General features: G+C 67.8%; 20 protein-coding genes and 1 other RNA gene. 18 read left to right on the forward strand and 3 right to left on the reverse strand.

Annotated features, from left to right (window positions below; genetic code table 11):
• Position 1 precedes the first annotated feature (1 nt).
• The 6 genes from AC3XQU_RS15010 (at position 2) to AC3XQU_RS15035 (ending at position 4,375) form a co-directional block, all read left to right on the forward strand.
• A complete protein-coding gene (locus tag AC3XQU_RS15010) occupies positions 2 to 775 on the forward strand; it encodes a pilus assembly PilX family protein (RefSeq protein WP_489874968.1) in 774 nt (257 codons plus the stop codon).
• Entirely contained in the window at positions 772 to 1,248 is a 477-nt protein-coding gene (locus tag AC3XQU_RS15015; RefSeq protein WP_489874969.1) for a type IV pilin protein, read from the forward strand. Before AC3XQU_RS15010 ends, AC3XQU_RS15015 begins: the two co-directional genes overlap by 4 nt.
• The gene (locus AC3XQU_RS15020; protein ID WP_489874970.1) at positions 1,245 to 1,838 is read left to right on the forward strand and encodes a GspH/FimT family pseudopilin; all 594 of its coding nucleotides are present in this window, start codon (positions 1,245 to 1,247) and stop codon (positions 1,836 to 1,838) included. Before AC3XQU_RS15015 ends, AC3XQU_RS15020 begins: the two co-directional genes overlap by 4 nt.
• 82 nt (positions 1,839 to 1,920) lie before the next feature.
• Positions 1,921 to 2,997, forward strand: a complete 1,077-nt coding sequence (ribD, locus tag AC3XQU_RS15025; protein WP_489875132.1) for a bifunctional diaminohydroxyphosphoribosylaminopyrimidine deaminase/5-amino-6-(5-phosphoribosylamino)uracil reductase RibD — start codon at positions 1,921 to 1,923, stop codon at positions 2,995 to 2,997.
• Between the two features lie 5 nt (positions 2,998 to 3,002).
• The gene (locus AC3XQU_RS15030) at positions 3,003 to 3,629 is read left to right on the forward strand and encodes a riboflavin synthase (RefSeq protein WP_489874971.1); all 627 of its coding nucleotides are present in this window, start codon (positions 3,003 to 3,005) and stop codon (positions 3,627 to 3,629) included.
• 125 nt (positions 3,630 to 3,754) lie between these two features.
• Complete coding sequence (locus AC3XQU_RS15035) at positions 3,755 to 4,375, forward strand: DUF1294 domain-containing protein (RefSeq protein ID WP_489874972.1); 621 nt, start codon at positions 3,755 to 3,757, stop codon at positions 4,373 to 4,375.
• 269 nt (positions 4,376 to 4,644) lie between these two features.
• Here AC3XQU_RS15035 and AC3XQU_RS15040 read toward each other — a convergent pair whose 3' ends face one another.
• Together AC3XQU_RS15040 and AC3XQU_RS15045 are read right to left on the reverse strand one after the other, a co-directional pair.
• Positions 4,645 to 7,554: a M16 family metallopeptidase gene (locus AC3XQU_RS15040; protein WP_489874973.1), complete on the reverse strand. Its 2,910-nt coding sequence runs from the start codon at positions 7,552 to 7,554 to the stop codon at positions 4,645 to 4,647.
• 105 nt (positions 7,555 to 7,659) lie between these two features.
• Positions 7,660 to 10,332 carry a two-component system response regulator gene (locus AC3XQU_RS15045; protein WP_489874974.1) on the reverse strand — a complete coding sequence of 891 codons (2,673 nt, stop codon included), beginning with the start codon at positions 10,330 to 10,332 and terminating at the stop codon, positions 7,660 to 7,662.
• A 365-nt stretch (positions 10,333 to 10,697) separates the two neighbouring features.
• Here AC3XQU_RS15045 and ribBA point away from each other — a divergent pair, with 365 nt between their 5' ends.
• The 3 genes from ribBA to nusB all read left to right on the forward strand — a co-directional run bounded on the left by ribBA (position 10,698) and on the right by nusB (position 12,841).
• Positions 10,698 to 11,804, forward strand: coding sequence for a bifunctional 3,4-dihydroxy-2-butanone-4-phosphate synthase/GTP cyclohydrolase II (ribBA, locus tag AC3XQU_RS15050; RefSeq protein ID WP_489874975.1), 1,107 nt, complete (start codon positions 10,698 to 10,700; stop codon positions 11,802 to 11,804).
• Positions 11,805 to 11,878: 74 nt separating this feature from the next.
• Complete coding sequence (ribH, locus tag AC3XQU_RS15055) at positions 11,879 to 12,358, forward strand: 6,7-dimethyl-8-ribityllumazine synthase (RefSeq protein WP_171084426.1); 480 nt, start codon at positions 11,879 to 11,881, stop codon at positions 12,356 to 12,358.
• Between the two features lie 12 nt (positions 12,359 to 12,370).
• Entirely contained in the window at positions 12,371 to 12,841 is a 471-nt protein-coding gene (nusB, locus tag AC3XQU_RS15060) for a transcription antitermination factor NusB (RefSeq protein WP_489874976.1), read from the forward strand.
• Between the two features lie 214 nt (positions 12,842 to 13,055).
• Here the strand turns inward: nusB and AC3XQU_RS15065 are convergent, their stop codons facing one another.
• Complete coding sequence (locus AC3XQU_RS15065; RefSeq protein ID WP_489874977.1) at positions 13,056 to 13,970, reverse strand: transglycosylase SLT domain-containing protein; 915 nt, start codon at positions 13,968 to 13,970, stop codon at positions 13,056 to 13,058.
• Positions 13,971 to 14,453: 483 nt separating this feature from the next.
• On the opposite strand from AC3XQU_RS15065, the gene ubiD reads away from it, so the two are divergent.
• From ubiD to AC3XQU_RS15110, 9 genes are all read left to right on the forward strand, one after another.
• Positions 14,454 to 15,938 carry a 4-hydroxy-3-polyprenylbenzoate decarboxylase gene (ubiD, locus tag AC3XQU_RS15070; RefSeq protein WP_489874978.1) on the forward strand — a complete coding sequence of 495 codons (1,485 nt, stop codon included), beginning with the start codon at positions 14,454 to 14,456 and terminating at the stop codon, positions 15,936 to 15,938.
• Between the two features lie 77 nt (positions 15,939 to 16,015).
• An RNA gene (gene ffs, locus AC3XQU_RS15075) (signal recognition particle sRNA small type) lies at positions 16,016 to 16,114 on the forward strand.
• Between the two features lie 188 nt (positions 16,115 to 16,302).
• A complete protein-coding gene (locus AC3XQU_RS15080) occupies positions 16,303 to 17,757 on the forward strand; it encodes a methyl-accepting chemotaxis protein (RefSeq protein WP_489874979.1) in 1,455 nt (484 codons plus the stop codon).
• Between the two features lie 73 nt (positions 17,758 to 17,830).
• Positions 17,831 to 19,987: a DNA polymerase III subunit gamma/tau gene (locus tag AC3XQU_RS15085; protein ID WP_489874980.1), complete on the forward strand. Its 2,157-nt coding sequence runs from the start codon at positions 17,831 to 17,833 to the stop codon at positions 19,985 to 19,987.
• Between the two features lie 55 nt (positions 19,988 to 20,042).
• A complete protein-coding gene (locus AC3XQU_RS15090; RefSeq protein ID WP_489874981.1) occupies positions 20,043 to 20,369 on the forward strand; it encodes a YbaB/EbfC family nucleoid-associated protein in 327 nt (108 codons plus the stop codon).
• Positions 20,370 to 20,385: 16 nt separating this feature from the next.
• Positions 20,386 to 20,976 (forward strand): recombination mediator RecR, encoded by a 591-nt coding sequence (gene recR, locus AC3XQU_RS15095; protein WP_489874982.1) that lies wholly within the window; start codon positions 20,386 to 20,388, stop codon positions 20,974 to 20,976.
• A gap of 141 nt (positions 20,977 to 21,117) precedes the next feature.
• Entirely contained in the window at positions 21,118 to 22,272 is a 1,155-nt protein-coding gene (locus tag AC3XQU_RS15100) for a glycosyltransferase family 4 protein (RefSeq protein WP_489874983.1), read from the forward strand.
• Positions 22,273 to 22,306: 34 nt separating this feature from the next.
• Positions 22,307 to 23,233 carry a DUF2334 domain-containing protein gene (locus AC3XQU_RS15105; protein ID WP_489874984.1) on the forward strand — a complete coding sequence of 309 codons (927 nt, stop codon included), beginning with the start codon at positions 22,307 to 22,309 and terminating at the stop codon, positions 23,231 to 23,233.
• Positions 23,234 to 23,586: 353 nt separating this feature from the next.
• A complete protein-coding gene (locus AC3XQU_RS15110) occupies positions 23,587 to 25,989 on the forward strand; it encodes a penicillin acylase family protein (RefSeq protein WP_489874985.1) in 2,403 nt (800 codons plus the stop codon).
• The last annotated feature ends 2 nt before the right edge of the window (positions 25,990 to 25,991 follow it).

Genomic DNA, 25,991 nt, shown 5'->3' on the forward strand with positions numbered 1-25,991 from the left:
CATGCAGGCCACCACGCCGATGCGAGTCCGGCTGAAGCAGCACGGCGCAGCGCTGCTCACCGCCTTGCTGCTGATGCTCGCCATCCTGTTGACGGGGATCGCCTCGGCCCGCAGCGCCCTGCATGGCGCGCTGGCAGCGAGCAACGAACGCGACCGCCTGCTGGCCCTGCATGGCGCCATGGCCGCACTCGCCGACGCCGAGCAGGACATCGAAGGCGGCGCCGACCCGGCTTCCGCGCGCGCCGCTGCACTGGCCAGCGCAGGCGCGGCTGCCTTCAGCGACGGATGCCTCGGCGACGCACCCTACCAGGGGCTGTGCGCCCATGCCGCCAATGCGCACGACATTCACTTTGCGCTGGCCGACGGCGGCGGGCCGGGCATCGTGTTCGGCGCCTTCACCGGCGCCCGGATCCCGTCCGGAACCGGGGCGCTGGCGGCGCGGCCGCCACGCTACCTGATCGAACGCATGCCGTCGGCGCCGGACGCGCTGCTGTACCGGATCACGGCGCTCGGCTTCGGCAGCGCCGGCACGACCCAGGTCGGGGTCCAGGCCTATTATCGCAAGCTGCTGGTGGTGGCTGCGCCGCCCGCGCATCCTGCTGCACCGGGAGAGCCGCCCAACCCTGCCGGGCCGCCGCCACTGGAACCGGAGAGCCCCGAAGCCACGCCACCACCCGCACCCGGCACGCCCGGCGGCCGCGGCATACGCGTGGGCTGGCGCGAGATCGCCAACTGGCACGATGGCGTCGCCGCCGCAGCAACGGAGGCCGAATGAGGCGCACCATGCAGGCGCCACGCTTCTCGACGCGCGGCGGCTTCACCCTGGTCGAGCTGATGGTCGTGCTCGCGATCGTGGCCATCCTGGGCGCGATCGCCTATCCCGGCTACGCGGCGCACCGGGTCAAGGCCCGGCGTGTCCAAGCGCAGCTGGCGCTGGTCGAAGCCATGCAGCGCCAGGAAGCCTACCGCGCCCAGCACCATACCTATGTCGCCTTCTCGGTCGACACCGACGACCCGGACAGCCGCCAGTTCCGCTGGTGGCTCGGTTCGCAGCCGGACACCAGCGCCTACGAGCTCGACGGCCATGCCTGCGAAGGCCGGGACATCAGCCAGTGCATCGAGCTGCGCGCCCAGCCAGGCACGGTCAATGTCGATGCCGGTTTCGACGACCCCGCCTGCGGCACGCTCACCTTCGACAGCACCGGGGCGCAAGGCGCGAGCGGGGACGGCCCGCGCTGCTGGCCATGAGAGCCAATGCACGAGCCGGCAGGGGCGCATGCGCCGGACGAGCAGGCCACGCGGGCGCCACACTCGCCGAACTGGTCGTCGTGCTCGGCATCTCGGCGCTCGTGCTGGCCGCGGCCGGCCCCGACCTGCACGCACTCGTCACGGCCCAGCAGATGCGCGCCGCGTCCAGCGAGCTGCTGGGCGCGATCGCCCATACCCGCGCCCAGGCCATCGCGCGCAACGGGCGGGTCAAGCTGATGCCGCGCGACCCGCTGGGCGCCGACTGGACCCAGGGCTGGACCATCTTCGTCGACCGCGACGGCGACCGCGCGCCCAGCGAAGGCGACGAGATCCTGTCGGTGCACGGGCCGCTGGCCCCGGGCCTGCGGGTCGACTATTCCTTCACCCAGTCAGCGCCGCCCCAATACATCGCCTACAATGGCGCCGGGCGCAGCTGCAGCGATACGAATGCCAATGCTTCCCGGCTCGGTACGCTGTCGCTGTTTCACGGCGAGCATGTGCGCCGTATTAAAATCAACATGCTCGGGCGCGTACGGATGTGCAATCCGGAGCGCGACGAGGGCTGCGAGGGCGCGCAGGCGCCGCAGTAGCGCCAGCAGCAGGCTGCAGCATACAACAGCAGGACATACTTTGGCACAGGACAGCGAGCATATTCTCAACGATACCGATGGCATGGCGCTGGCCCTGGCCTGGGCCGCGAAGGGCATGTACATCACGGCGCCCAACCCGCGGGTCGGCTGCGTGATCGTGCGCGATGGCGTCGTGATCGGGGCCGGCCACACCCAGCCGGCCGGGCAGGCGCATGCCGAGATCCAGGCCATGCGCGACGCTCAGGCGCGCGGCAATGACGTGCGCGGCGCCACCGCCTATGTGACGCTGGAACCGTGCAGCCACTACGGCCGCACGCCGCCCTGCTCGAACGCGCTGGTCGAAGCCGGCCTGGGACGGGTGGTCGCGGCCATGCTCGACCCCAACCCGCTGGTCGCCGGCCGCGGCCTGGCGCAGCTGGAAGCCGCGGGCATCGCGGTGACCTCCGGCGTGCTGGCCGACACCGCCCATGAACTGAACATCGGCTTTTTCTCGCGCATGCGGCGCGGCCTGCCCTGGGTGCGCCTGAAAGTCGCCGCCAGCCTCGATGGCGCCACCGCCTTGGCCAACGGCGAAAGCCAGTGGATCACCGGGCCGCAGGCGCGCGCCGACGGCCACGCATGGCGCGCCAGGGCGCAGGCGATCCTGACCGGCATCGGCACGGTCATGGCGGACGACCCGCAGCTGACCGTGCGCGGCATCGACACGCCCTTGCCGCCGCGCCGCGTGATCGTCGACAGCCGGCTCGAGATCCGGCTCGACGCGCGTATCCTGCAAGGCGAATCGTGCTGGATCGTGGCGGCGAGCGAGGTTCCGGACAAAGCCGCGGCCCTGCGCGCGGCCGGCCACGACGTGATCCTGCTGCCGAACGCCGGCGGCAAGGTCGACCTGCCGGCGCTGATGCGCGAACTGGGCCGGCGCGAGATCAACGAAGTGCATGTCGAAGCAGGGTCCAAGCTGAATGCCTCGATGCTGCGCGAAGGCTGCGTCGACGAGCTGCTGGTCTACCTGGCCCCGAGCCTGGTCGGGCCGGGGCAGGGCATGTTCGCCCTGCAGCCTCTGGCGCGGCTGGGCGACAAGCGGCAACTGCGCTTCCACGAGGTGACGCGGGTCGGCGACGACATCCGCATCCTGGCAAGATTGAATACTACTGAGGAATAAGCCCCATGTTTACTGGAATCGTCGCCGCTGTCGGCAAGATCACTTCCGTTACTCCGCTCGAGGGCGGCTCGTTCGCCGGCGTGCGCCTGGACGTCGACGCCGGCCCGCTGCCGCTCGGCGACGTCGGCCTGGGCGATTCGATCGCGCTCAACGGCGCCTGCATGACCGTGGTGGCCAAGACTGCCGGCAGCTTCAGCGTCGACGTGTCGCGCGAGAGCCTGAGCAAGACCGCCGGCCTGGATGCGACGGGCGAGGTCAACCTGGAAAAGGCGCTGACGCTGGCCGAGCGCCTGGGCGGGCACCTGGTGTCCGGCCACGTCGACGGCCTGGGCACCGTGCACAGCTTCGAGCCGGTGGGCGAATCGCGCGAACTGGTGATCGACGCGCCGGCCGAGCTGGCGAAATTCCTGGCCTATAAAGGTTCGGTCGTCGTCAACGGCGTGTCGCTGACCGTGAACCGGGTCGAAGACCTCGACACGCAGGCCGGCAAGGTATGCCGCTTCTCGATCAACCTGATCCCGCACACGATCGAGGTCACCACGCTCAAGCACCTGCATGCCGGTTCGAAAGTGAACCTGGAAATCGACCTGATTGCGCGCTACGTCGAGCGCATGCTGTCCAGGCAAGCCTAGACCGGCGACCCGGTTTTGTAGCAGGCATGCCCGCGCGCGCGCCTGCCCGGCGAAAGGGTTGTTGCCTCACCGTAAGTCTCGCATTACACTATTCTCAACAAACCAACGAGAATGGCGAGGTGAGCGTGCACAAACCGCCCCGGTACCAAGGCAAGATCACCAGCTGGAAGGACGAGCAGGGATTCGGCTTCATCACGCCCAACGGTGGCGGCCCCGAGGTTTTCCTGCACATCAAGTCCTTCAACGGCCATGGCGGCCGGCCGACAGGCGGCGAAACCGTCACCTATGCGCTGTTCACGACCGACAAGGGCCAGCCCCGCGCCGAGAACGTCAGTTTCGTACGCCGCAAGGGCATGCGCCCCTCGATTGCCACGGCCTGGACCGTGGCGGTGCTGTTCCTGGCCTTCGTGGGCGCCTGCGTGCTGGCCGGGCAGTTGCCGCTGCAGGTCCTGTATGCCTACCTGGGCCTGAGCATGCTCGCCTTCCTGGTCTACGCCCACGACAAATCGGCAGCCCGCAACGGGCGCTGGCGCACCGAGGAATCGGTCCTGCACCTGCTCGGGCTGGTCGGCGGCTGGCCGGGGGCGCTGGTGGCGCGCCAGGTGCTGCGCCACAAATCCAAGAAACTCGCCTTCCGCACCGGCTTCTGGACCACGGTCATCCTCAATATCGCCGGGCTGGCCTGGCTGCTCTCGCCGATGGGCGCCGAGCTGCTAGCCATGGCCGGCTTCCCGCGCCTGCAATAGCCCCTGGCGGCGGTCTTGCAACGCAAAACCGTAAAACCGTAAAACCGGGGTCAGGTCTGACATTTGGACACGGACTCATCCTGGCTAAGGCTAAGCTCGTGTCCGAATGTCAGACCTGACCCCGAAGTACGCCGCCTGAGGATGTCCCCTCAGCTGCGAAACCGTCGCACCGGCGAAGGCCGGTGCCCAAGGTTTGTCGAGTCGGGTAATGCGTGAAAACGTGGGTTCCGGCCTTCGCCGGAACGACGGTCATACGTCGCGTGCTGACCTTAGCCGCCCGGCGCGGCTGCCTTGCTAGTAGACGCCGCCACCGTGCTGGGCGCCGACGTCTCGGGATTGAGCACCACCTGCACATAATTCTGGTCGTTGAAATAGCGCTTGGCCGCCGTGCGGATCTCGTCTGCGGTGAGCGCCGCGACCTGCTTCTCGATCTCCAGGATCGCGCCCGGGTCGGTGCCTTCGCTCAGCGCGGTTTGCAAATGCCCCAGCCAGTAACCGTTCTCGCGCAGCGAGCGGCGGTGGTTCTGGATCCAGTTGCTCTTGACCTTTTCCAGGTCGGCCGCATCCGGTCCCTGCGCCTGCAGGCGGCGGATTTCCGCGAAGGTCGTCGCAATCACCTTGTCCACGTGTTCCGGCCCGGTCGGCAGGGTCACGCCGATCGAGTAATTCCCGTACGGGATCTTGCTCAGCACGCCATTGGCGCCGCCGCCGTAGATCAGGGCCATCTGCTCGCGCAGCACCTCGATGATGCGCAGGTTGGTCACTTCCAGCAGGGCCGACAGGCGCAGCTGCTCGGCTTCGGTGAATTCGGCCGCTCCGGTAAACGTGAGCGAGATCGTGCTCTTGGGCTCCGAGCCGCTGCGCACTTCGCGCTTGACCACGCCCGTGGCGGGGCGCATGCCGACGTCGCGGTAGGCCACCGGCAGGTCCGGGGTCGGCAGGCTGCCGAGGTAGGCGGCCAGCAATGGCTTGATCGCATTCGCGTCGAAGCTGCCGACCAGGATGAAGGTCAGGTCCTTCGCGCTGGAAAAACGCTGCTGGAAGATGTCGATGCTGCGGTCCAGGTCGATCTGTTCGTATTCTTCCGCGCGCAGGGTGCGCGGCGCGCGCGGGTGGTTGTTGTACAGGGCCGCCATGACGGCGTCGCCGAAGTGCGCGCCCGGCTGCGAGGTCTGGTTGCGTGCCTGCTCGGCCTGCTTGCCGACGTAGGAGCGGAACAGGGCTTCGTCGCGGCGCACGCCGTGGAATTTCAGCCAGGTCAGCTGCAGCATGGTCTCGATGTCGGTCGCGCCCGAGGCGCCGACCACCACGTCGGTGTAGTTGGCCAGGCCCACGTTCACCTGGGCGGCCTTGCCGGCCAGGATCTTGTTCATGTCCAGCGGCGTGAAATCCTTCACGCCCATGCTGGCCACGATGGCATTGGCAAAGCGCGCGTTGAGCACGTCCTTGTCCGGGAACAGGCTCTGGCCGCCGAAACGCGCCGCGCTCATCATCACCTGGTCGTTGCGGAAGTCGGTCGGTTTCAGGATCACCTTGACGCCGTTCGACAGTGTCAAGCGGGTCAGGCCGAGCGCCTTGTCCTGGCTCTGGGCCACGATGGTCCCGGGGTTCGCGGGGCGTTCCATCAGGCGCGCCGCTACGGCTTTCTCGTCGCGCGCCTGCACGTCGGCGCGCTGGGCCGCCGCCACCGTGGCCAGCAGCTGCTCGCCGCGCGGCGTGTCGGGGCGGGTCACGCCCGTGTACAGCACCAGCTTGCCCGAGTCGGCGGGAATGGTGCGGCGCGCGTAGGCATTCATTTCTTCCAGCGTAATGCCGGGCACCAGCTGCTTGACGTAGCGGTATTCGGTATCGATGCCGGGAATGGCTTCCTGCTGCAGGAAAGCTCGGATGTATTCGGCGGCATAGGTGGCCGAATCGCTCTTGGCGCGCTCGTTCCAGGCGGCTTCGTAGGTGCGCATCATGTTCTTCTTCATCTGCTCGAGCTCGTTCGCACCGAAGCCGTGGCGGCGGGCGCGTTCGTTTTCCTGGACCAGGGCGGTGAGCGCGGCGTCGGCGCTGCGCGGGCCCAGCGCGGCCGAGGCGTTGTACGAGCGGTAGCGCGGGGTCAGCTTGCCCAGCGAGCTGCTGGCGCCCATGAAAGGCGGCTCGGGCAGCTGGGCCAGTTCCTGCAGGCGCTGGTTGAGCATGGCCGAGAACAGGGCCTGGACCAGGTCGTCGCGGTAGGCGCGGATGGTGCCGGCTTCATGCACCGGCTGGACCGGGTAGCGGATCAGGATGTCGTTACCGGTAGCTTCCTGGTCAAGGACGACCACGGCCTCGTCGGCCTGGCGCGCCGGGATCTCGGCATAGGGGCGCGGACGCGACGGCTGCGGGTTCTTCAGCTTGGCGAAATGCTGCTTGACCAGCCGCTCGGCGCGCGCCGGGTCGATGTCGCCGACCACCACGACCGCCATCAGGTCGGGACGGTACCAGTCGCGGTAGAAACGGCGCAGCGCGTCCGGCGTGAAATTACGCAGGACTTCTTCGGTGCCGATCGGCAGGCGCTCGGCATATTTCGAGCCGTTGAAGATCTTCGGCATGATCTGCTTGCTCATGCGGTCCGAGGCGCCTTTGCCCAGGCGCAGTTCTTCCAGGATGATGCCGCGTTCCTTGTCGATGTCGGCCGGATCGAAACGCACGCCATGGGCCCAGTCTTCCAGCACCTGGAAGGCCTTTCCCACGTGCTCGGGCTTGTCGGTCGGGATCGGCAGGATGTAGACGGTTTCGTCGAAGGCCGTATAGGCGTTCAGGTCGGCGCCGAAGCCCACCCCGATCGACTGCAGGTAGGACACCAGCTCATGCTTGCGGAAATGGGTCGAGCCATTGAAGGCCATGTGCTCGACGAAATGGGCCAGGCCGCGCTGGTCCTCGTCTTCGAGGATGGAACCGGCCTTGACCACCAGGCGCAGTTCGAGCTTGCGTTCCGGGCGGGCATTGCGCTGGATGTAGTAGGTCAGGCCATTGGCCAGCTTGCCGACCTTGACCTGGGGACCGACCGGGATCGGGGCGTCCAGGCGCAGCGCGCCGGCGTCCCGGGACTTGGCCGCTGGGGCGGCAGCCGCCGCATGCGCAACATTCGCCGCCAGGTGCGCGCACAGCACGGCGGCCAACATCAGGCCGCGCACGAAATTGTTGCTCATTTAGGGAACTTTTTTATAGAAGAGCACGCATTCTACCGCGCGCGCCCCACGAAATATCGCGCGGGCGCGTGTTGGCAGCCGGATGTTGCGTACAGGCAGCAATATTTAGACGGCAACGCGCCCCTTGGCCAGCAATTGCGCCATGTCATGGGAGGGCAGGGGACGGCTGTACAGGTAGCCCTGCATCACGTCGCAGCCGATCATGCCCAGGAAGTCGCGCTGGCCGATCGTTTCCACGCCTTCGGCCACGACCGACAGCGACAGGCCCTGGGCCAGCGCGATGGTAGCCTGGGCAATGGCGGCGCTGCGCTGCTCGGTGGTGATGTTGCGCACAAAGGTCTGGTCGATCTTGAGTTTATCCAGCGGGAAGCGCGACAGGTAGCCGAGCGAGGAATAGCCGGTGCCGAAGTCGTCCAGCGACAGCGACACCCCCATGGCGCGCAACTCGGCCATCTGGGCTTCGGCCACCGCGCTGTCGCCCATCATCACGCTTTCGGTCAGTTCCACCTCGAGGTAGCGCGGCGCCAGCCCGCTTTCCTCCAGCGCGGCGCGCACGATGCCGCTGACCGAACCGGCCTTGAACTGGTTGGCCGAGACATTGACGGCGAGCCGCACCGGCGGCAGGCCGGCGCTTTGCCAGGCCTTGTTCTGGAGGCAGGCCTGGCGGATCACCCATTCGCCGATCGGGTGGATCAGGCCGGTGTCTTCGGCCAGCGGGATGAAGTCGCCCGGCGGCACCATGCCGATTTCCTCGCTGCGCCAGCGCAGCAGGGCTTCCATGCCCACCACGGTGCCGTCCAGGCGCGAGATCTGCGGCTGGTAGTGCAGGGCCAGCTCGCCGCGCTCGATGGCGCGCCGCAGCCGGGTTTCCAGCGCCAGCCAGCGCAGCGCCTGGACGTTCATCTCGCCCTTGAAGAAGCGGAAGCCGTTGCGGCCCGACTCCTTCATGTCGGTCAGGGCGGCGTCGGCCGACTTGAGCAGGTCGCCCGCCGCACCGCCGTCGCGTGGGAAGATGCTGATGCCCACGCTGCCGGTGACCACCACGTCGTGCCCGCCCACCGCATGCGGCTGGGCGATGGCGTCGATCAGGCGGCGCGCGGCCAGGATGATGTCGTCGTTGTCGTCGCAGGCGGTGAGCAGCAGGACGAATTCGTCGCCCGACAGGCGCGCCAATGTATCGGTGGGGCCGGCGATGCCGCCGACCCGGTGCGCGATCTCGCGCAGCACGGCGTCGCCTGCGGCATGGCCCAGGCTGTCGTTGATGCGCGAGAGGCGGTCCACGTTGAACAGCAGCAGCGCAAGCTGGCCGTCGCCCTGGCGCGCCGCGGCGATCGCCTGCTGCAGGCGGTCGTTGAACAGCGAGCGGTTCGGCAGCAGGGTCAGGGCGTCGTGGTTGGACAGGAAATCGAGCTGGTGGTGCGCAGCCTTCAGCGCCGACAGGTCGGTCGACACCGACACGTAGGCCGTCAGCCGGCCGGCCTCGTCGCGCACCGCGCTGATGCTGGTGCGCTCGGGATAGACTTCGCCGTTCTTGCGGCGGTTCCAGAGCTCGCCGCGCCACTGGCCGTCGTTTTCCAGGCAATGCCACATGCTGCGGTAGAAGGTGGCGTCGTGCCGCCCGGAGCGCAGGATGCGCGGGTTCAGGCCCAGCACGTCGGCTTCGCGGTAGCCCGTGATCTGCTCGAAGGCCGGGTTCACGGCCACGATATTGGCCTCGGCGTCCGTCATCATGATGCCTTCCTGGGTACTGTCGAAGACCTGGCGGTTCAGCTCGAGCCGGTGCTGGCTCTCGCGCAGGGCAACGTCGGCGTCGGCGCGTGCCAGCGCTTCGAGCTGCAGCTGGGCTGCGTGGCGCTGCACCACGTCGTACAAATTCAGGTTTTCATAGGCCACCGCCAGCTGGGCGGCCAGGGCCGTGGCCCAGCGCTCTTCTTCCTCGGTAAAGGCCGGCGCGCCCGGATGGCGGGCGCAGTACAGCCAGCCGTGCGGGTGCTGCAGGTCGTGCACCTGCAGGCCGAGGAAGCTGCCCAGACCCGGATGGCAGGACGGCAGGGTGCCCAGGTAGGTGTCGCCCTCGACCAGGCGCAGCGGCGCACGCGCACGCAGCAGCATGCCGGGCAGCCGGGTCTCGTCCTGGGCATGGCCGGCCAGCAGTTCCGGATCGAGCGCCCAGGCCGCAAGGTGGCGCACGTTGCGCTCGCCCCGGTCGAGCAGGCAGAGAGCGGCGCAGTCGGCGTGCAGCACGCGGCGGGCGGCGTCGAGGAAGGAGGCGGCCAGGGTGTCGACCCGGCGCTCGCCGATCAGGGACAGGCACATGCGCTCGAGTTCGCCCAGGCGCGCGGACAGGTCGAAGGGCAGGCCGCGGTCGCGTTCTTCGGGCGCGGCCTGCGGCGCCGGAGGGCTGCCTTCGATCACGCCGAGTTCGGCGTTGACGGCGTCGAGGATCTGGTGCGGGTCGGAAGGCTTGGGCAGCACGGTGGCCACGCCGCAGCGCGCCGCCATGGCCTGGGTCTCGCGCTCGGCGTAGACGGCCGAGAAAAAGATGATGCGGGTGGCGCGCAGGTCAGGGTCCTGGCGGATTCTCTGGACCAGCTCGTAGCCGTCCATGATCGGCATCAGGATATCGGTGATGACCAGTTCGGGATGGTGGGCGCGGGTCAGGGCCAGGGCCTGGGCGCCGTCTTCGGCTTCGAGCAGGCGGTGCCCGGTATAGCCGAGCAGGGCATTGAGGAAGGCGCGGTTGCTGGGCCGGTCGTCGACGATCAGGATCGTGGCCATCAGCAACGCCTTCCCGGGAAAGCGCCGCATGGACCACAAGATGATGGAACTACCGCCATGGCAACTCCGCAAAAGGGGCCGGCGTAGCCGGGGACAACCCTCGGCGACATCAATGGCCGCAATGTGTTAATCATAATCTAGTCAAGCGTGGACATGCCGTCTTGTTGCGTGCAGGAATGTGAAGCTTAACAATTTAGTTTCTACACATGTACACAAATTATTGCACGTTGCTATTCGGCAACAATGATTGACGATATCGCAGCGCCGGGCTGTAAGCCGGACCGGCTGAGGGAGTCAGGTTGAAAGGCGGTAAATCCTTTAAAATAACGGATTACGCAAAACTCCTCCCGTTTCAAGGAATCCGCATGTCTATTTCCAGCACCGAAGAAATCGTTGCCGAATTGCGCGCCGGGCGCATGGTCATTCTCGTCGACGAAGAAGATCGCGAGAACGAAGGCGACCTGGTGCTTGCCGCCGACTTCGTCACCCCGGAAGCGATCAATTTCATGATCCGCCACGCACGCGGCCTGGTCTGCCTGACCCTGACCGAAGCGCGCTGCGACGAGCTGGCGCTGCCGATGATGACCTCGAAAAACGGCACCTCCTTCGGCACCAATTTCACGGTCTCGATTGAAGCGGCCGAGGGCGTGACCACCGGCATCTCGGCGGCCGACCGCGCGCGCACCATCCAGGTGGCCGTGAACAAGGGCACGACCCCGGACGACCTGGTGCAGCCCGGCCACATCTTCCCGCTGCGCGCCCAGAACGGCGGCGTCCTGATGCGCGCCGGCCACACCGAAGCCGGCTGCGACCTGACCGCGATGGCCGGACTTCACCCGGCCTCGGTGATCTGCGAGATCATCAAGGAAGACGGCACCATGGCGCGCCTGCCGGACCTGATCGAGTTCGCCAAGGAACACAATCTCAAGATCGGCACCATCGCCGACCTGATCCATTACCGCAGCCAGAACGAAAGCCTGGTCGAGCGCGTGGCCGAGCGTCCGCTTTCCACGCCTTACGGCGAGTTCAAGCTGGTTGCCTTCCGCGACAAGCCGAGCGGCGCGGCCCACCTGGCGCTGGTGCACGGCGAGCTGGCGCCCGAACGCGAAGCCCTGGTGCGCGTGCACCAGCCGGTGTCGATCCTCGACGTGCTGGGCAATTGCGCCTCGACGCACTCCTGGGACCTGGCCTCGGCCATGAAGGCGGTCCAGGGCAGCGACTGCGGCGTGATCGTGCTGCTCAATGCCGGCGAGACCGCCGACGAACTGTTCGCGCAGTTCGCCCCGCGCGACGCCAGCTTGAAGAGCGCCCGCGCCGCCTCGATGGATCTGCGCACCTACGGCATCGGCGCGCAGATCCTGCGCAACCTTGGCGTGGGCAAGATGCAGCTGCTGGCCAATCCGCGCAAGATGCCGTCGATGACGGGCTTCGACCTGGAAGTGACGGGCTACCTGCCGCAGCCGGCCGGTTAAGGCGCCGCGGTACGCGACGCCCGATCCGAACACACACTAATATAGAACCAATACATAAAGAGAAGAGGTCAGCCATGACGGTAGGAACTTTTGAAAGCAATATGGCAGGTGAAGGCCTGCGCATCGGCATCGTGCAGGCGCGTTTCAACGCCGACGTGGGCCACGGCCTGCTGTCGTCCTGCCTGGCCGAGCTCAAGCGCCTGGGCGTGGCGGACGAAGACATCCTTCACATCACCGTGCCGGGCGCGCTGGAAATCCCGCTGGCGCTGCAGAAGATGGCCGAGACCCAGCAGTTCGACGCCCTGGTCGCCCTGGGCGCCGTGATCCGCGGCGAGACCTACCACTTCGAGCTGGTCTCGAACGAGTCGGGCGCCGGCATCACCCGCATCGGCCTGGACTACGGCATCCCCGTCGCCAATGCCGTGCTCACCACCGAGAACGACGAGCAGGCCGAGGCCCGCATGGCTGAAAAGGGCCTGGAAGCGGCGCGCGCGGCGGTCGAGATGGCGAACCTGCTGTTTGCGCTGGAAGAGCTGCAGGCCGAAGAAGAATAAGGAAACACGCACATGAACGACAAGACTTTGCACGCCAACCCGAGCAAGAACCGCACCCCGCGCCACCGCGCGCGCGAGTTCGCGCTGCAGGGGCTGTACCAGTGGCTGCTCAACAACGAAGCGGCGCGCACCATCGTCACCAACATCCGCGGCGCGCATGGCTTCGAAAAGGCGGACGGCGAGTATTTTGCCGACCTGCTCAACGGCGCCATCAGCACCTCGGTCGAGCTGCGCGAATCGATCTCCCCGCTGATCGACCGCAATGTCGCCGACCTGTCGCCGATCGAGCACGGCGTCCTGCTGCTGGGCGCCTACGAGCTGAAGAACCACCCGGAAATCCCGTACCGCGTCGTGATCAACGAAGCGGTCGAGCTGACCAAGTCCTTCGGCGGCATCGACGGCCACAAGTATGTCAATGGCGTGCTGGACAAGCTGGCCTCGAGCATGCGGCCGGATGAGGTGGGTGGCGATACGCGCCGCTGACGTTACTTTCCTCTATATATAGTAGAGGGTCTTAAAAAAGCCACCGTGACGATGTCCGGTGGCTTTTTTGTTGTCTTGTGAATCGGCGCACATCGTCGTTGACCGCGTGGGCAGAATCTGCGCACCCTACGGGGTAGCGACGACGCCCGGGTTTCGACCGGCGAAAAAAAACCACCGCAGCAACGGTGGTTTTTCATTCATCCATCAACACGTCTTACAGCGTCGCCAGCGTCTCCGCCGTGTGGCTCTCGGCCGCGGCAGGCGCCGCGGCAGGCGCTTCCACTGGAGCAGCCGTCGGAGCGGCGGCCGGGGCCTGCTTCACCATGATCGGCGCAGGCAGCGACGGCGGGGTGCGGGTCGGCACGTTCTGGCCGCGCGCCACTTGCTTGAGGCGGTGGTATTCGGCCAGCACCTTGGAGCCGTAGCCCTGGTCGGTCTCCATGTCGGCGGCGCCGACATAGGTCTTGAGGCCGCCTTCGACCGAACCGGTGCGCTTGACGTAATCCTTCAGGATCAGGGCGCCGACGCGGATGTTGGCGGCGGGGTCCAGGGCTGCCTTCTGGCCGCCCACCTGCTCGAACTTGTCGTGGTGGACCTTGGCCATGACCTGCATCAAGCCCTTGGCGCCTGCCTGGCTCTCCGCGAACGGGTTCAGGCCCGATTCGATCGCCATGACTGCCAGGATCAGGAGCGGGTCGATCTTGACGTCGTGCGCCGTGCTGTAGGCCGTCGAGACCAGCATGTTGGCGGCATCGCTGGCAACACGGTAGCGCTTGCTCAGCCAGGAGGTGACGAATTGCTGCTGCTTGCTGTTGCGGGCCGCGTTGTAGGCGCCGGCCGGGGCAGGTTCTTCGACCGCCACTTCGGCGACGACGGGTGCGACCGGCGCGGCAGCGGCGACGGCAACGATTTCAGGCTGGGGATCCAGCACGTCCGAGACGCGCTTGGCCACGCCTTCGTTGGTATAGAGCAGCGCGAGCATCGCGATTGCCGAGAGACCGAAGACGGTCAGGGTGTTACGTGCGGCATTTGCTGCGCCGCGTACTGCCTTGCCCATGGAAGACCAGCTCACCGGCTGGTTGGCCATGGATTGCACGAGCCTTGCGCTCGTGATGAAACGATGGATCATCGAATTCCCCTTGTCGCGGCAAAAAGATTCCCGTCACGGCGCACATGGAAAATTTGCGCTGTGTCTGGACTGATCGCCGTGCATCAGAAATATCGTAGGTCGCCGCCTAGCGGCCGACTAACGCCGTCATTGCTTTGCTTCAGCTGGCCGCCAGGCCCAGTGGGGGTGGCGGATCCAGTGGCTCAACAACTGTCTCGGGGGTTGGGCAGACGCCCAGTGAGAACACTCCTTAAAATGTCATGTGGGGCCCCGACCCCGTGAATGCATGAGAACAAGCTAAAATCATGTCGAAACGTTTTGCCTGCCTCATCAAGTAGGACGGATTGTAGGGGCTGGCTTATACCAAGTCAACCCTAGCACGATCCGCTCTTATTACTTTTAGATCTGATTGCCTGGCCGAAATTTTGAAAAGGCTTGTCAAATCAGTCACTTGTGATGGTGCCTTGAACAACCTTCTACGGTCGAGATAACGATCAAAACTTGATGAAATATTCAGATTTGCGGGACTTTATGGCTCAGCTCGAGAAAATGGGCGAGCTCAAGCGTGTTGGCATTTCGGTATCGCCCCATCTCGAGATGACCGAGGTCTGCGACCGCACCTTGCGCGCCGGCGGGCCTGCGCTGCTGTTCGAAAAACCGACCGGGCACACGATTCCCGTACTGGGCAACCTGTTCGGCACGCCCGGCCGGGTGGCGCTGGGAATGGGCGCGGACGACGTCAGCGAACTGCGCAAGATCGGCCACGTGCTGGCGCGCCTGAAGGAACCGGAGCCTCCCAAGGGATTCAAGGACATCATGGGCATGGGTTCGCTCGTCAAGGCCGTATGGGACATGGCCCCAAAAGAAGTGCGCGGCGCGCCCTGCCAGGAGATCGTCTGGGAAGGGCAGGACGTGGACCTGGGCAGATTGCCGATCCAGCACTGCTGGCCGGGCGACGTCGCCCCCCTCATCACCTGGGGCCTGGTGATCACCAAGGGGCCGCACAAGAAGCGCCAGAACCTGGGCATCTACCGCCAGCAGGTGCTCGGGCCGAACAAGCTGATCATGCGCTGGCTGGCCCACCGCGGCGGCGCCCTCGACTTCCGCGAGCATGCGCTGGCCAACCCGGGCCAGCCTTATCCGGTGGCGGTCGCCCTGGGCGCCGATCCGGCCACCATCCTGGGCGCGGTCACGCCGGTGCCGGACTCCTTGTCCGAATACCAGTTCGCCGGCCTGCTGCGCGGCCAGCGCACGGTGCTCACCAAAGCCATCGGCAGCGAGCTGCGGGTGCCTGCCTCCGCCGAGATCGTGCTGGAAGGGCATATCTATCCGGATGCGAACCACCCCTCCGGCTTCGAGCACGCACTGGAAGGCCCCTACGGCGACCATACCGGTTACTACAACGAGCAGGACAGCTTCCCGGTGTTCACGGTCGACCGCATCACCATGCGGCGCGACCCGATCTACCACTCTACTTACACCGGCAAGCCGCCGGATGAGCCGGCCGTGCTGGGCGTGGCGCTGAACGAAGTCTTCATCCCGCTGCTGCAGAAGCAGTTCAGCGAGATCACCGATTTCTATTTGCCGCCGGAAGGCTGCAGCTACCGCATGGCGGTGGTGCAGATGAAGAAGCAGTACGCCGGCCATGCCAAGCGCGTGATGTTCGGGGTCTGGAGTTTCCTGCGCCAGTTCATGTATACGAAGTTCATCGTCGTGGTCGACGAGGACGTGGACGTGCGCGACTGGAAGGAAGTGATCTGGGCGATCACGACCCGGGTCGACCCGACCCGCGACACGGTCATGGTCGACAATACCCCGATCGACTACCTCGACTTCGCTTCGCCGATCAGCGGCCTGGGCAGCAAGATGGGCATCGACGCCACCAACAAGTGGCCGGGCGAGACCAACCGCGAGTGGGGCACGCCGATCGTGATGACGCCGGAGGTGAAGGCGCGCATCGATGGGTTGTGGGGGGAACTGGGGATTTGATATGGGGTGGCCGGCGACGCCGGCCGCCCTGCAAAGGCATGTCCCCATTCTTGCCGCCGTGCGGTATAATGGCCGCTGGCGGGCCCCTGCGCATTGTGGCATGGTTAACCTGGTCAGGTCGGGAACGAAGCAGCCAAAGCCGTTCACCGCAAGTGCCGCAGATCAGGCTCGCCTCTTTCATCTTTCCCCGTATAGACATCCAGCCGCGCAAGCGGCTTTTTGCATTTCAGCTGCCTATCGATTGCTCGCGTTGCCATTGCGGCACATGAACCGCTGTTGCATCGGCGATTTCATCGAATTTCCTGTCGGCAAGTTTGTTTTCTGATTGAATGTGCATCCTTGCATATATCAACTGGAGACAGGCGTGGAAAAGCAGAGTGTCAATGGCGTACTGGAGGCCAGCTATCGGCAGGCAGACCGCTTCATGTGCGCGATCCTCTGGGGACTGTTCGTCATGGCCCTGGGCCTGTCCGGCATGCGCGACAGCCTGCAGCTCGCGCTCGTGGTCGGCTTGCCGGCCGCACTCATTCCGACCCTGGCCGCGGTCGTCCATGGCGGCAGCCGCGTCTCGCGCATCCTGGTGGCGATGTCCATGATGGTGTTCTGCGCCCTGCACATCCACCAGGCCGGCGCCCGTACCGAGCTGCATTTCGGCATTTTCGTGCTGCTCGCCTTCCTGTTGTGCTACCGCGACTGGGCCGTGATCGTCGCGGCGGCCGGGGTGGTGGCGCTGCACCACGCCAGCTTCAGCTACATGCAGGAACTCGGCTATCCGACCCTGTGCCTGAGCGAGCCGGGTTTTGGCGTCGTCCTGATCCACGTCGCCTATGTCGGCGCCGAATGCGCGGTGCTGTGCTTCCTGGCCCAGGTGCTGCGGCGCGAGGCGCTGCAGTCGGCCGAACTGCGGGTAAGCGTGGCCGCGGTGGCCAACCAGGGCGGCAAGATCGACCTGCGCGCCGGCGAGCTGCCGGGTGCCAGCCAGAGCGGCCGGGCGCTGCGCGACGTGGTGCGCCTGCTCGAAGGCGCGCTGGCCAGCGTGCAGCACAGCGTTCAGAGCACCAGCGCCACCTCGGCCCAGATCGCCGCCGGCAATGCCGAGCTGGCCCAGCGAACGACCGCCCAGGCGTCCTCGATCCACGCCACCGTGCGCTCGATGGCCGAACTCACCGGCACCGTGCGCCAGAACGCCGACAGCGCCAGCGCCGCCAACGAGCTGGCCGGCAGCGCTGCCGATATCGCGGCGCGCGGCGGCGACATCGTCACCGCGGCGGTGCGCAAGATGGAAGCGGTCGATGCATCCTCGCGCAAGATCGCCGACATCATTGCCGTGATCGACGGCATTGCCTTCCAGACCAATATCCTGGCGCTCAACGCGGCCGTGGAAGCAGCCCGCGCCGGCGAGCAGGGCCGCGGCTTTGCCGTCGTGGCCGGGGAAGTGCGCAACCTGGCCCAGCGCTCGGCCACGGCGGCGCACGAGATCAAGGCCCTGATCGGCCAGTCGGTGGCGGAAGTCGAGGCGGGCAGCGAACTGGTGCGTCAGGCCGGCGCCACCATGGAGCAGGTGGTGGGCAGCGTGCGCCAGGTCTCGGCCCTGATCGCCGGCATCAGCAACGCCAGCCGCGAGCAGGCCGGCGGCATCGCCGCCATTGGCGAAGCCATCAATGCGATGGATGCCTCGACCCGCGACAATGCGCGCCTGGTCGAGCAGGCGGCCAGCTCGGCCGATTCGCTGGAAGAGCAGGCGCGCCACCTGGCCGAGGTGGTCAGCGTGTTCCGCCTCAATGGCCTGGACAGCCGGCCGGTGCTGGCGATCCGCTGAGCCGCCCTTGATGTTGTTGCCGGGCACGCCGCGGATTGTCCGCGGCGGCCGCCAACTGCGGTAAAATCCCGGCATGTCCTATCAAGTCCTCGCCCGCAAATACCGTCCCAAGAACTTCGACACGCTGGTTGGCCAGGAGCACGTCGTCCGTGCCCTGACCCATGCGTTGCAGACCGGCCGCCTGCACCACGCCTACCTGTTCACGGGCACGCGCGGGGTCGGCAAGACCACGCTGTCGCGCATCCTGGCCAAGTCGCTCAATTGCACAGGCCCGGACGGGCAGGGCGGGATCACGCCCGAGCCCTGCGGCGCCTGCGAAGCCTGCCGCGCGATCGATGCCGGGCGCTTCGTGGACTATATCGAGATGGATGCGGCCTCCAACCGCGGCGTCGACGAGATGGCCCAGCTGCTGGAACAGGCGGTGTATGCGCCGAGCAATGCACGCTTCAAGGTCTACATGATCGACGAGGTGCACATGCTCACCAACCACGCGTTCAACTCGATGCTCAAGACGCTCGAGGAACCGCCGCCGCATGTGAAATTTATCCTTGCTACCACCGACCCGCAGAAAATCCCGGTCACGGTGCTGTCGCGCTGCCTGCAGTTCAACCTCAAGCAGATGCCGCCAGGCCATATCGTCGGCCACCTCGAGAACATCCTGGGGCAGGAAGGCGTGAGCTTCGAGCAGCCGGCCCTGCGCCTGCTGGCGCAAGGCGCGCACGGCTCGATGCGCGACGCGCTGTCGCTGACCGACCAGGCGATTGCCTACGCCGCCGGCCAGGTGACCCTGGAAGCCGTGCAGGGCATGCTGGGCGCGCTCGACCAGTCCTACCTGGTGCGCCTGCTCGACGCACTGCTGGCCCAGGACGGCGCAGACCTGATGGCGGTGGCCGACGAGATGGCCAGCCGCAGCTTGTCGTACAACGGCGCGCTGCAAGACCTCGGCACCCTGCTGCACCGGATCGCGCTGGCGCAATCGGTGCCCGCGGCCGTCCCGCAAGACCTGCCGGAGCTCAGCGACATCCTGCGCCTGGCGCAAGCCTTCGATGCGCAGGAAGTGCAGCTGTACTACCAGATCGCCGTCCATGGCCGCAACGAGATCGGCCTGGCGCCGGACGAATACGCGGGCTTCACCATGACCTTGCTGCGCATGCTTGCCTTTCGCCCCGGACAGGGCGGCGCCGAGCCGCCCAGCGTAGCCGCAGCTGCGCCAGCCCCTGCGGCGCGCGCGGCGGCCGTGGCCGCGGCCAGCCATGCGGCGGTAGCGCCCGCGCGGCCGGCGCCGGCTTCGTTCGCGCCACCCGCGGCGCCAGCCCCGGCGCCGGTTCGCCCGGCCCCGGCAGCACAAGCCGCGCCGCCTGCACCGAGCGCCAGCCCGGCGCCGGCCATGACCTCGGCCCGCGCCGCGATCAATGCGGCGCTGGAAGCGGCCCGCGCCGCCTCCGGACGCCCGGGTGGCGGCGGTGGCGGCGCACGCCGTCCTGCGCCGGAAGCGCCGGCGCCTGTTGCCGCGCCGGCGCCCGCCGCGCCGTCGGCCCCCGGACCGTCGGCCGGCATGGCGCCAGCCCCGGCCGCGAATGCCGTCCCGGGCGCCGCACCGCCATGGGACAGCGGCCAGCCGCAGGCAGCCGCGCCGGCGCAGCCGCAGGCGCGCATGGGTGGGGCGCCCGCGGAAGACGAGCCGCCGTCCTGGGTCACCGAATTTTCCGACGATACGGCGCTCGCCGCCGATGCGCCGGCAGTCGCCGCCGCCCCCGTGCAGGCCGCCGCGCCGGTGCGCGCCCCGGCCAGGCCGCCGCACGCCTATGTCATCACGCCGGTGCCGGCGATCGGCTGGGACGGCAACTGGCCGGCCCTGGCCGCCAGCCTGCCGCTGCGCGGCGTGTCGCAGCAACTGGCGCTGCAGACCGAACTGATCGAATGCGTCACCCATGACAATGCGGCGACCTTCCGCCTGCGCGTGCCGGTCGACACCCTGCGCGCCAGCGGCAACAGCGAGAAGCTGGCCGCCGCGCTGCAAGAACATTTCCCGCAAGTGCGCGTGGCCCTCGATACCGAAATCGGCCCGACCTGGTACACGGCCGCGGCCGAAGCCAAGGCCGACCGCGAGGAGCGCCAGCGCCAGGCCGAGGCCATCGTTGCCGCCGAGCCTTTCGTGCAGGCCATGGAGCAGGCCTTCGGCGCCTTCGTCGTGCCCGGCTCGGTGAAGCCGGCCGCGCCCGCAGCCTGACCTGATCCAGATCTACCCCATTCAACCCATCCGGAACTTTTTGGAGACCCAGACCATGATGAAAAACCAGCTCGCAGGCTTGATGAAACAGGCGCAGGCCATGCAGGACAACATGAAGAAAGCCCAGGAGCAGCTGGCCCTGATCGAAGTCGAAGGCCAGTCCGGCGCCGGCCTGGTGAAGGTCGTCATGACCTGCAAGAACGACGTCAAGCGCGTCACCATCGACCCGTCGCTGCTGGGCGACGACCGCGACATGCTGGAAGACCTGGTCGCGGCCGCCTTCAACGATGCGGTGCGCAAGGCCGAGGCAACCTCCAGCGAGAAGATGAGCGGCCTGACCGCCGGCATGCCGATGCCGCCGGGCTTCAAGATGCCGTTCTGAGCGGACCCACCACTCCATGTCCAAGTCGCTCGACTTCCTGACCGAGGCATTGCGGCGCCTGCCGGGCATCGGTCCGAAGTCGGCGCAGCGCATGGCTTTCCACCTGCTGCAGCATGACCGCGAAGGCGCGGCCATGCTGTCGCGCGCGCTCTACCAGGCAGTGGACACAGTGCACCACTGCGCCATGTGCAATACCTTCTCCGACACCGAAGTGTGCGAGCTGTGCGCCGACGAAGCGCGCGACCGTGCGCTGCTGTGCGTCGTCGAAACCCCTGCCGACCAGTTGATGATCGAGCAGACCATGACCTTCAAGGGCCTCTACTTCGTGCTGATGGGACGGCTTTCGCCGCTCGACGGCATCGGCCCGCGCGACCTGCACCTCGACAAGCTGGTCGGGCGCGCCACGGACGGCGTGGTGGGCGAAGTGGTGCTGGCCACGAATTTCACCAACGAGGGCGAAGCGACCGCCCATTACATCAGCGAGATGCTCAAGGCGCGCGGCCTGAAGGTCAGCCGCCTGGCCCGCGGCGTGCCCGTCGGTGGCGAACTCGAGTATGTCGACGCCGGCACGATAGCGCGCGCCATGCTCGATCGGCGCAGCGCATAATCCACTGCATGACGACCCGGTAGCAGGGACCGCTGAACCTTGCTTGCAGCTGCTCTACGCGAGCAGCCTGAATGCGCGCCTGCGTGCGCGCAAGCCTGGCCATCGGACCGCTGCTATCTTGGCACTTTCAGCGGACCCACCATGCATCTTGTCGACATCACGATGTTCTACGCGGCCGAAGGCGGCGGCGTCAGCACCTACCTGAATGCCAAGGCACGCTGGCTGTCGCGCTACGGCTGGGCGCGGCACAGCATCTTCAGTCCCAACGTCTGCGACGAAGACGAGGATGGCAGCGGCCTGCCCAGGCTGGTGCGGGTGCCGGCCGTGGCGCTGCCCGGCATCAACGGCTACCGCATGCCGGTCTCGGTCGCCAGCGCGGCGCGCCGCCTGCGCGCGGCCAGGCCAGACCTGATCGAGGCGGGCGACGCCGGCCACAGTGCCTGGGCCGCGCTGCGCCTGCGCCAGGAACTCGGCATCCCGGCCATCGCCTTCTACCATTCCGACCTGCCGCGCCTGATGCAAAACCGTTTTGGCGACGCTATTTCCCAGGGCAGCTGCAAATACCTGGCCCACCTGTACCGCGAATTCGATACCGTGCTCGCGCCCAGCCGCCTGATGGTGCACCAGCTGGCCGACATGGGCGTGGGCCATGCGATGCACCAGCCGCTGGGCATCGACAGCGCGATCTTCCATCCCAGGCGCCGCAGCGAGACCCTGCGCGCCGAACTGGGACTTTCCGAGAACACGCGGCTGCTGGTGTATGCGGGCCGTTTCACCGCCGACAAGAAGCTGCCCTTGCTGATCGAGGCAGTGGGCAAGCTCGGCCAGCCCTACCACCTGCTGCTGGTCGGGGGCGGGGCGCCGCTGCCGGCGCATCCGCAGCTGAGCATCCTGCCCTTCAAGCGCGACCAGCGCGAGCTCGCGCGGGTGCTGGCCAGCTGCGACCTGCTGGTGCATCCGGGCGACTGCGAGACCTTCGGCCTGATCGTGCTCGAGGCCATGGCCTGCGGCTTGCCGGTGGTGGGGGTCAAGGCGGGTGGGGTGGCCGAACTGGTGGACGACGAGACCGGCATCCTGGCGCGCCCGAACGACGCCGCCAGCCTGGCCGGGGCGATCGAGGCCGTCTACGCCGGCGACCGCGACCGCGAGCGCCTCGGCGCCAACGCACGGCGCAAGGCGCACGAGCACTACGACTGGAAGCAGATCTTCCCGCAGCTGATGCACCGCTACGGCAGCCTGCTGGCGGCGCGCCCGGGCGCCCCGCGGGCAGTGGAGCGGTTCTGTGTCAGCGACTGAGCCAGGGGCGCCGCAGGCGATTGCGCCCACGCATATGAAGTTGCCCGGTGGCGGCCAATCCTGTGCAACCACGCATACGGGTGCGGCGGGCGGCGCCGGCCTGCGCGCGCTGTGCGTGTCGATCCATGACGTGGCGCCATCGAGCTGGGAGGAGTGCGCCCGCCTGGCCGGCGCCATCCGCGCAGCCGCCGACATTCCGCTGACCTGGCTGGTGGTGCCGCATTACCACCGGGGCGGCGGCGACCTGGCGCGCATGGAAGCGGGGCTGGAACAAATGCTGGCGCGCGGCGACGAGCTGGCGCTGCACGGCTACACCCATCTCGACACGGCGCCGCGCGGAGGCGGCATGATCGAGCGCTTCTTTCGCGGCGCCTACACCCATGAAGGCGAGTTTGCCGCCCTGGATGCAGGGGAAGCCGCGCGCCGCATCGACATGGGACTGGACTGGTTCGCCGAGCGCGGCTGGCCGGTGCGCGGCTTCGTGCCGCCGGCCTGGCTGATGGGGGAGGGGGCCTGGGAAGCCCTGGGCCGTTTCGACTTCGATTACACGACGACCTTCAGGCGTTTCCACCTGCTGCGGCATTGGCGTGGCGGCGCCGCAGGGGCAGGGCGGTCATCATCGGTGCTGTCGCCATCGCTGGTGTATGCGGCCCGCAACCGCAGCGGACGCCTGGCCTCGCCGGTGCTGGCGGACCTGCTGGCCATGGCCCTGGGCAGCCAGCCGCTGGTGCGCCTGGGGCTGCACCCGCCCGACCTGCGCTATGCGCGCCTGCTGCGCCACGCACAGGCAAGCGTGGGCCGGGTGGCGGCGACGCGCACCGCCCTGACCAAGGCCGCTTTCGCCCTGGCCCTGCTTACCAGTACGGACCCCAATAGCCGCCCCCACGCCAGTGACGGGCGCCCCAGCCTCCATAGAAGGATGGACTGTTGCCGATCTGGCGCAATTCTTCGCGCGTACTGAGCTGCAGCACGCACTGGCGCCACGGGTCGCTGTTGGGCGCATAGCCCAGGCCCGAACAGGCCGGACCATAAATCGCCATCATCTGGGCCATCTCCGCCTGCATGCGTTCGGCACGCTGTTGCGGCGTGGTGCATGCCGCCAACGCAAGCGTCAAGGCCACTACGGGAATACTCGAAATGCGCATGATTGCCTCCTTTGCCCGCCGTCCTGGCGTCGCGATGCCAGTATAGAACTGCGGAGCACCACCCGTCGCGGGTAAATCAATCGTGCACGGCCTTGCAAGCGCCGTCTGTCCGCCCAGCAAAGGGATTTTCTGGCAAGATATTCCCCCTAAAAACAAAGGAGACACACCCATGCGTCAGCGCCGATGGAAGACCTGGACCCTGCGCACCCTGGCCGGGTTGCTACTGCTCGCGCTGCTCGCGGCCGCGGGCGCCTGGCTCTACCTGCGCGCCAGTCTGGCCCAGCTCGACGGCGAGCGCCGCGCACCCAGCCTGGGAGCACAGGTAACGATTGCGCGCGATGCCGCCGGCGTGCCCCTGATCAGCGGCGCCAACCGTGAGGACGTGGCCTATGCCACCGGCTTCGTCCACGCCCAGGAACGCTTCTTCCAGATGGATCTGCTGCGCCGCACCGCCGCGGGCGAACTGGCCGAGCTGTTCGGCCCGCGCGCCGTGCCGATGGACCGCGGCCACCGCCTGCACCGATTCCGCGCCCGCGCCGCGCTGGCCCTGGCGCGCCTGCCCGCGAGGGAGCGTGCTTTGCTCGAGCGCTACGTCGCCGGTGTCAATGACGGGGTCAAGGCGCTGGGCGCCAAGCCCTTCGAATACGCGCTGACCGGCGCCGAGCTGCGTCCCTGGAGCGCCGCCGATTCGCTGCTGGTGGTGTGGGCGATGTACCTCGACCTGCAGAACAACCAGGAGCCGCGCGAGCTGGCGCGCGGCTGGCTGCGCGAGCACAGCGATGCGGCCCAATTGGCCTTCCTGCTGCCCGAGGCCAGCAGCTGGGACGCCACGCTCGACGGCGGCGCACCCCCGGCCCCGGAGCCGATTCCCGCGCGCGCCCCAGGCTGGTGGGGACAGGCCGCCGCGCCGGACGCGGCCCAGCGGCTGGCGTCCGCAAGCTACGTCGATTCGGTCGGCAGCAACAACTATGCGGTCGCGGGCAGCCGCAGCGCCAGCGGCGCGGCCATCGTCTCCGACGACATGCATCTCGGGCTGCAATTGCCGAACATCTGGTACCGCTTGGCGCTGCGCTACCCGGACGCGCAAGGCCGGCAGCGGCGCGTCGTGGGCGTGAGCCTGGCGGGCGCGCCGCCGGCCATCATCGTCGGCAGCAACGGGCAGGTCGCCTGGTCCTTCACCAACAGCTATGCCGACCTGGTCGACCTGGTGGCGCTCGGCCTCGACCCGGCGCGCCCAGGCCAGGTGCGCACGCCAAACGGCTGGGAGACCCCGGCCGTCCATGCCGAGACGATCGCGGTGAAGGGCGCAGCAAGCGAGCGCTTCGAGGTGCGCGACACCTCGCTCGGCCCCATCCGCGAGGTGGGCGGGCGCCAGTACGCGCTGCACTGGATCGCCCACGACCCGGCCGCGCTCAACTTCAACCACCTCAAGCTGGAAACCGCGGCCAGCGTCGACGAGGCGCTGGCGATCGCCGCCACCGACGGCATCCCGGCGCAGAACTTCGTGGCCGGCGACGCCGCGGGCAATATCGGCTGGACCATCGCCGGCCTGCTGCCGCAGCGCGCCACCGCGCCGGTCGACGCCACCTTCCCGCTGGCAGCCGATGGCCCCGTCCCGACCTGGACTGCCTTGCTGCCGCCGGCGCGCTACCCGCGCGTGGTGAACCCCGCCGACGGCCAGCTCTCGACCGCCAACAGCCGCCAGTTGATGAACGAGGGCGCGGCCCTGATCGGCGACGGCGGCTTCGACATCGGCGCCCGCAACCGCCAGCTGGCCGAGGGCTTGCGCGCGCTCGGGCCGACAACCGGCGTGCGCCAGGTGTTCGACGCGGCGCTCGACGACCGCGCCCTGTTCGTGGCGCCCTGGCGCGAGCGGGCGCTGGCCGCGCTGGACGGGAAGGCGCTGGCCGGCCATCCGGACCGCGCCGAGTTCCGCCGCCTGCTGGAAACCAGCTGGACCGGCCGCGCCAGCGTCGATTCCGTGGGTTTCCGCCTGGCGCGCGGCTATATGTGGGCGCTGCACGACCTGCTGTACGGCGGCGCCGGCAAGGAAATGCGCGCGCTTGGCCGCACGGTCACACCAGGCGCGGCATCGAGCCGCTGGCCGGACGTGATCGCGCGCCTGCTGGAAGCGCGTCCCGCCGGCTGGCTGCCGCAGGGCTACGCCGACTGGCGCGCGGTGGAGCTGGCGGCGGTGGACCGCGTGATCCGCGACCTGGGCAAGGACGGCAAGCCGCTGGCCGAGGCCACCTGGGGCAAGCGCAATACGGCGGCGATCGGGCATCCGATCGGGATGGCGGTGCCGGCCCTGAAGTCGCTCCTGTCGGCGCCGCCCGACCAGCTGGCGGGAGACGCCCACATGCCGCGCGTGGCCGGGCCGAACTTCGGCCAGTCCGAGCGCATGACGGTGTCGCCGGGGCGCGAAGAGGAGGGGCTGTACAACATGCCGGGCGGGCAGAGCGGGCATCCGCTGTCGCCGTTCTTTTTGGCGGGGCACAAGGAGTGGGCGCAGGGGAAGCCGGTGCCGCTGTTGCCGGGGGCGGCGCGCCATACCTTGCGGCTCGTGCCGTAGCG

This window comes from Telluria sp. AZSoR62 (assembly GCF_058111565.1).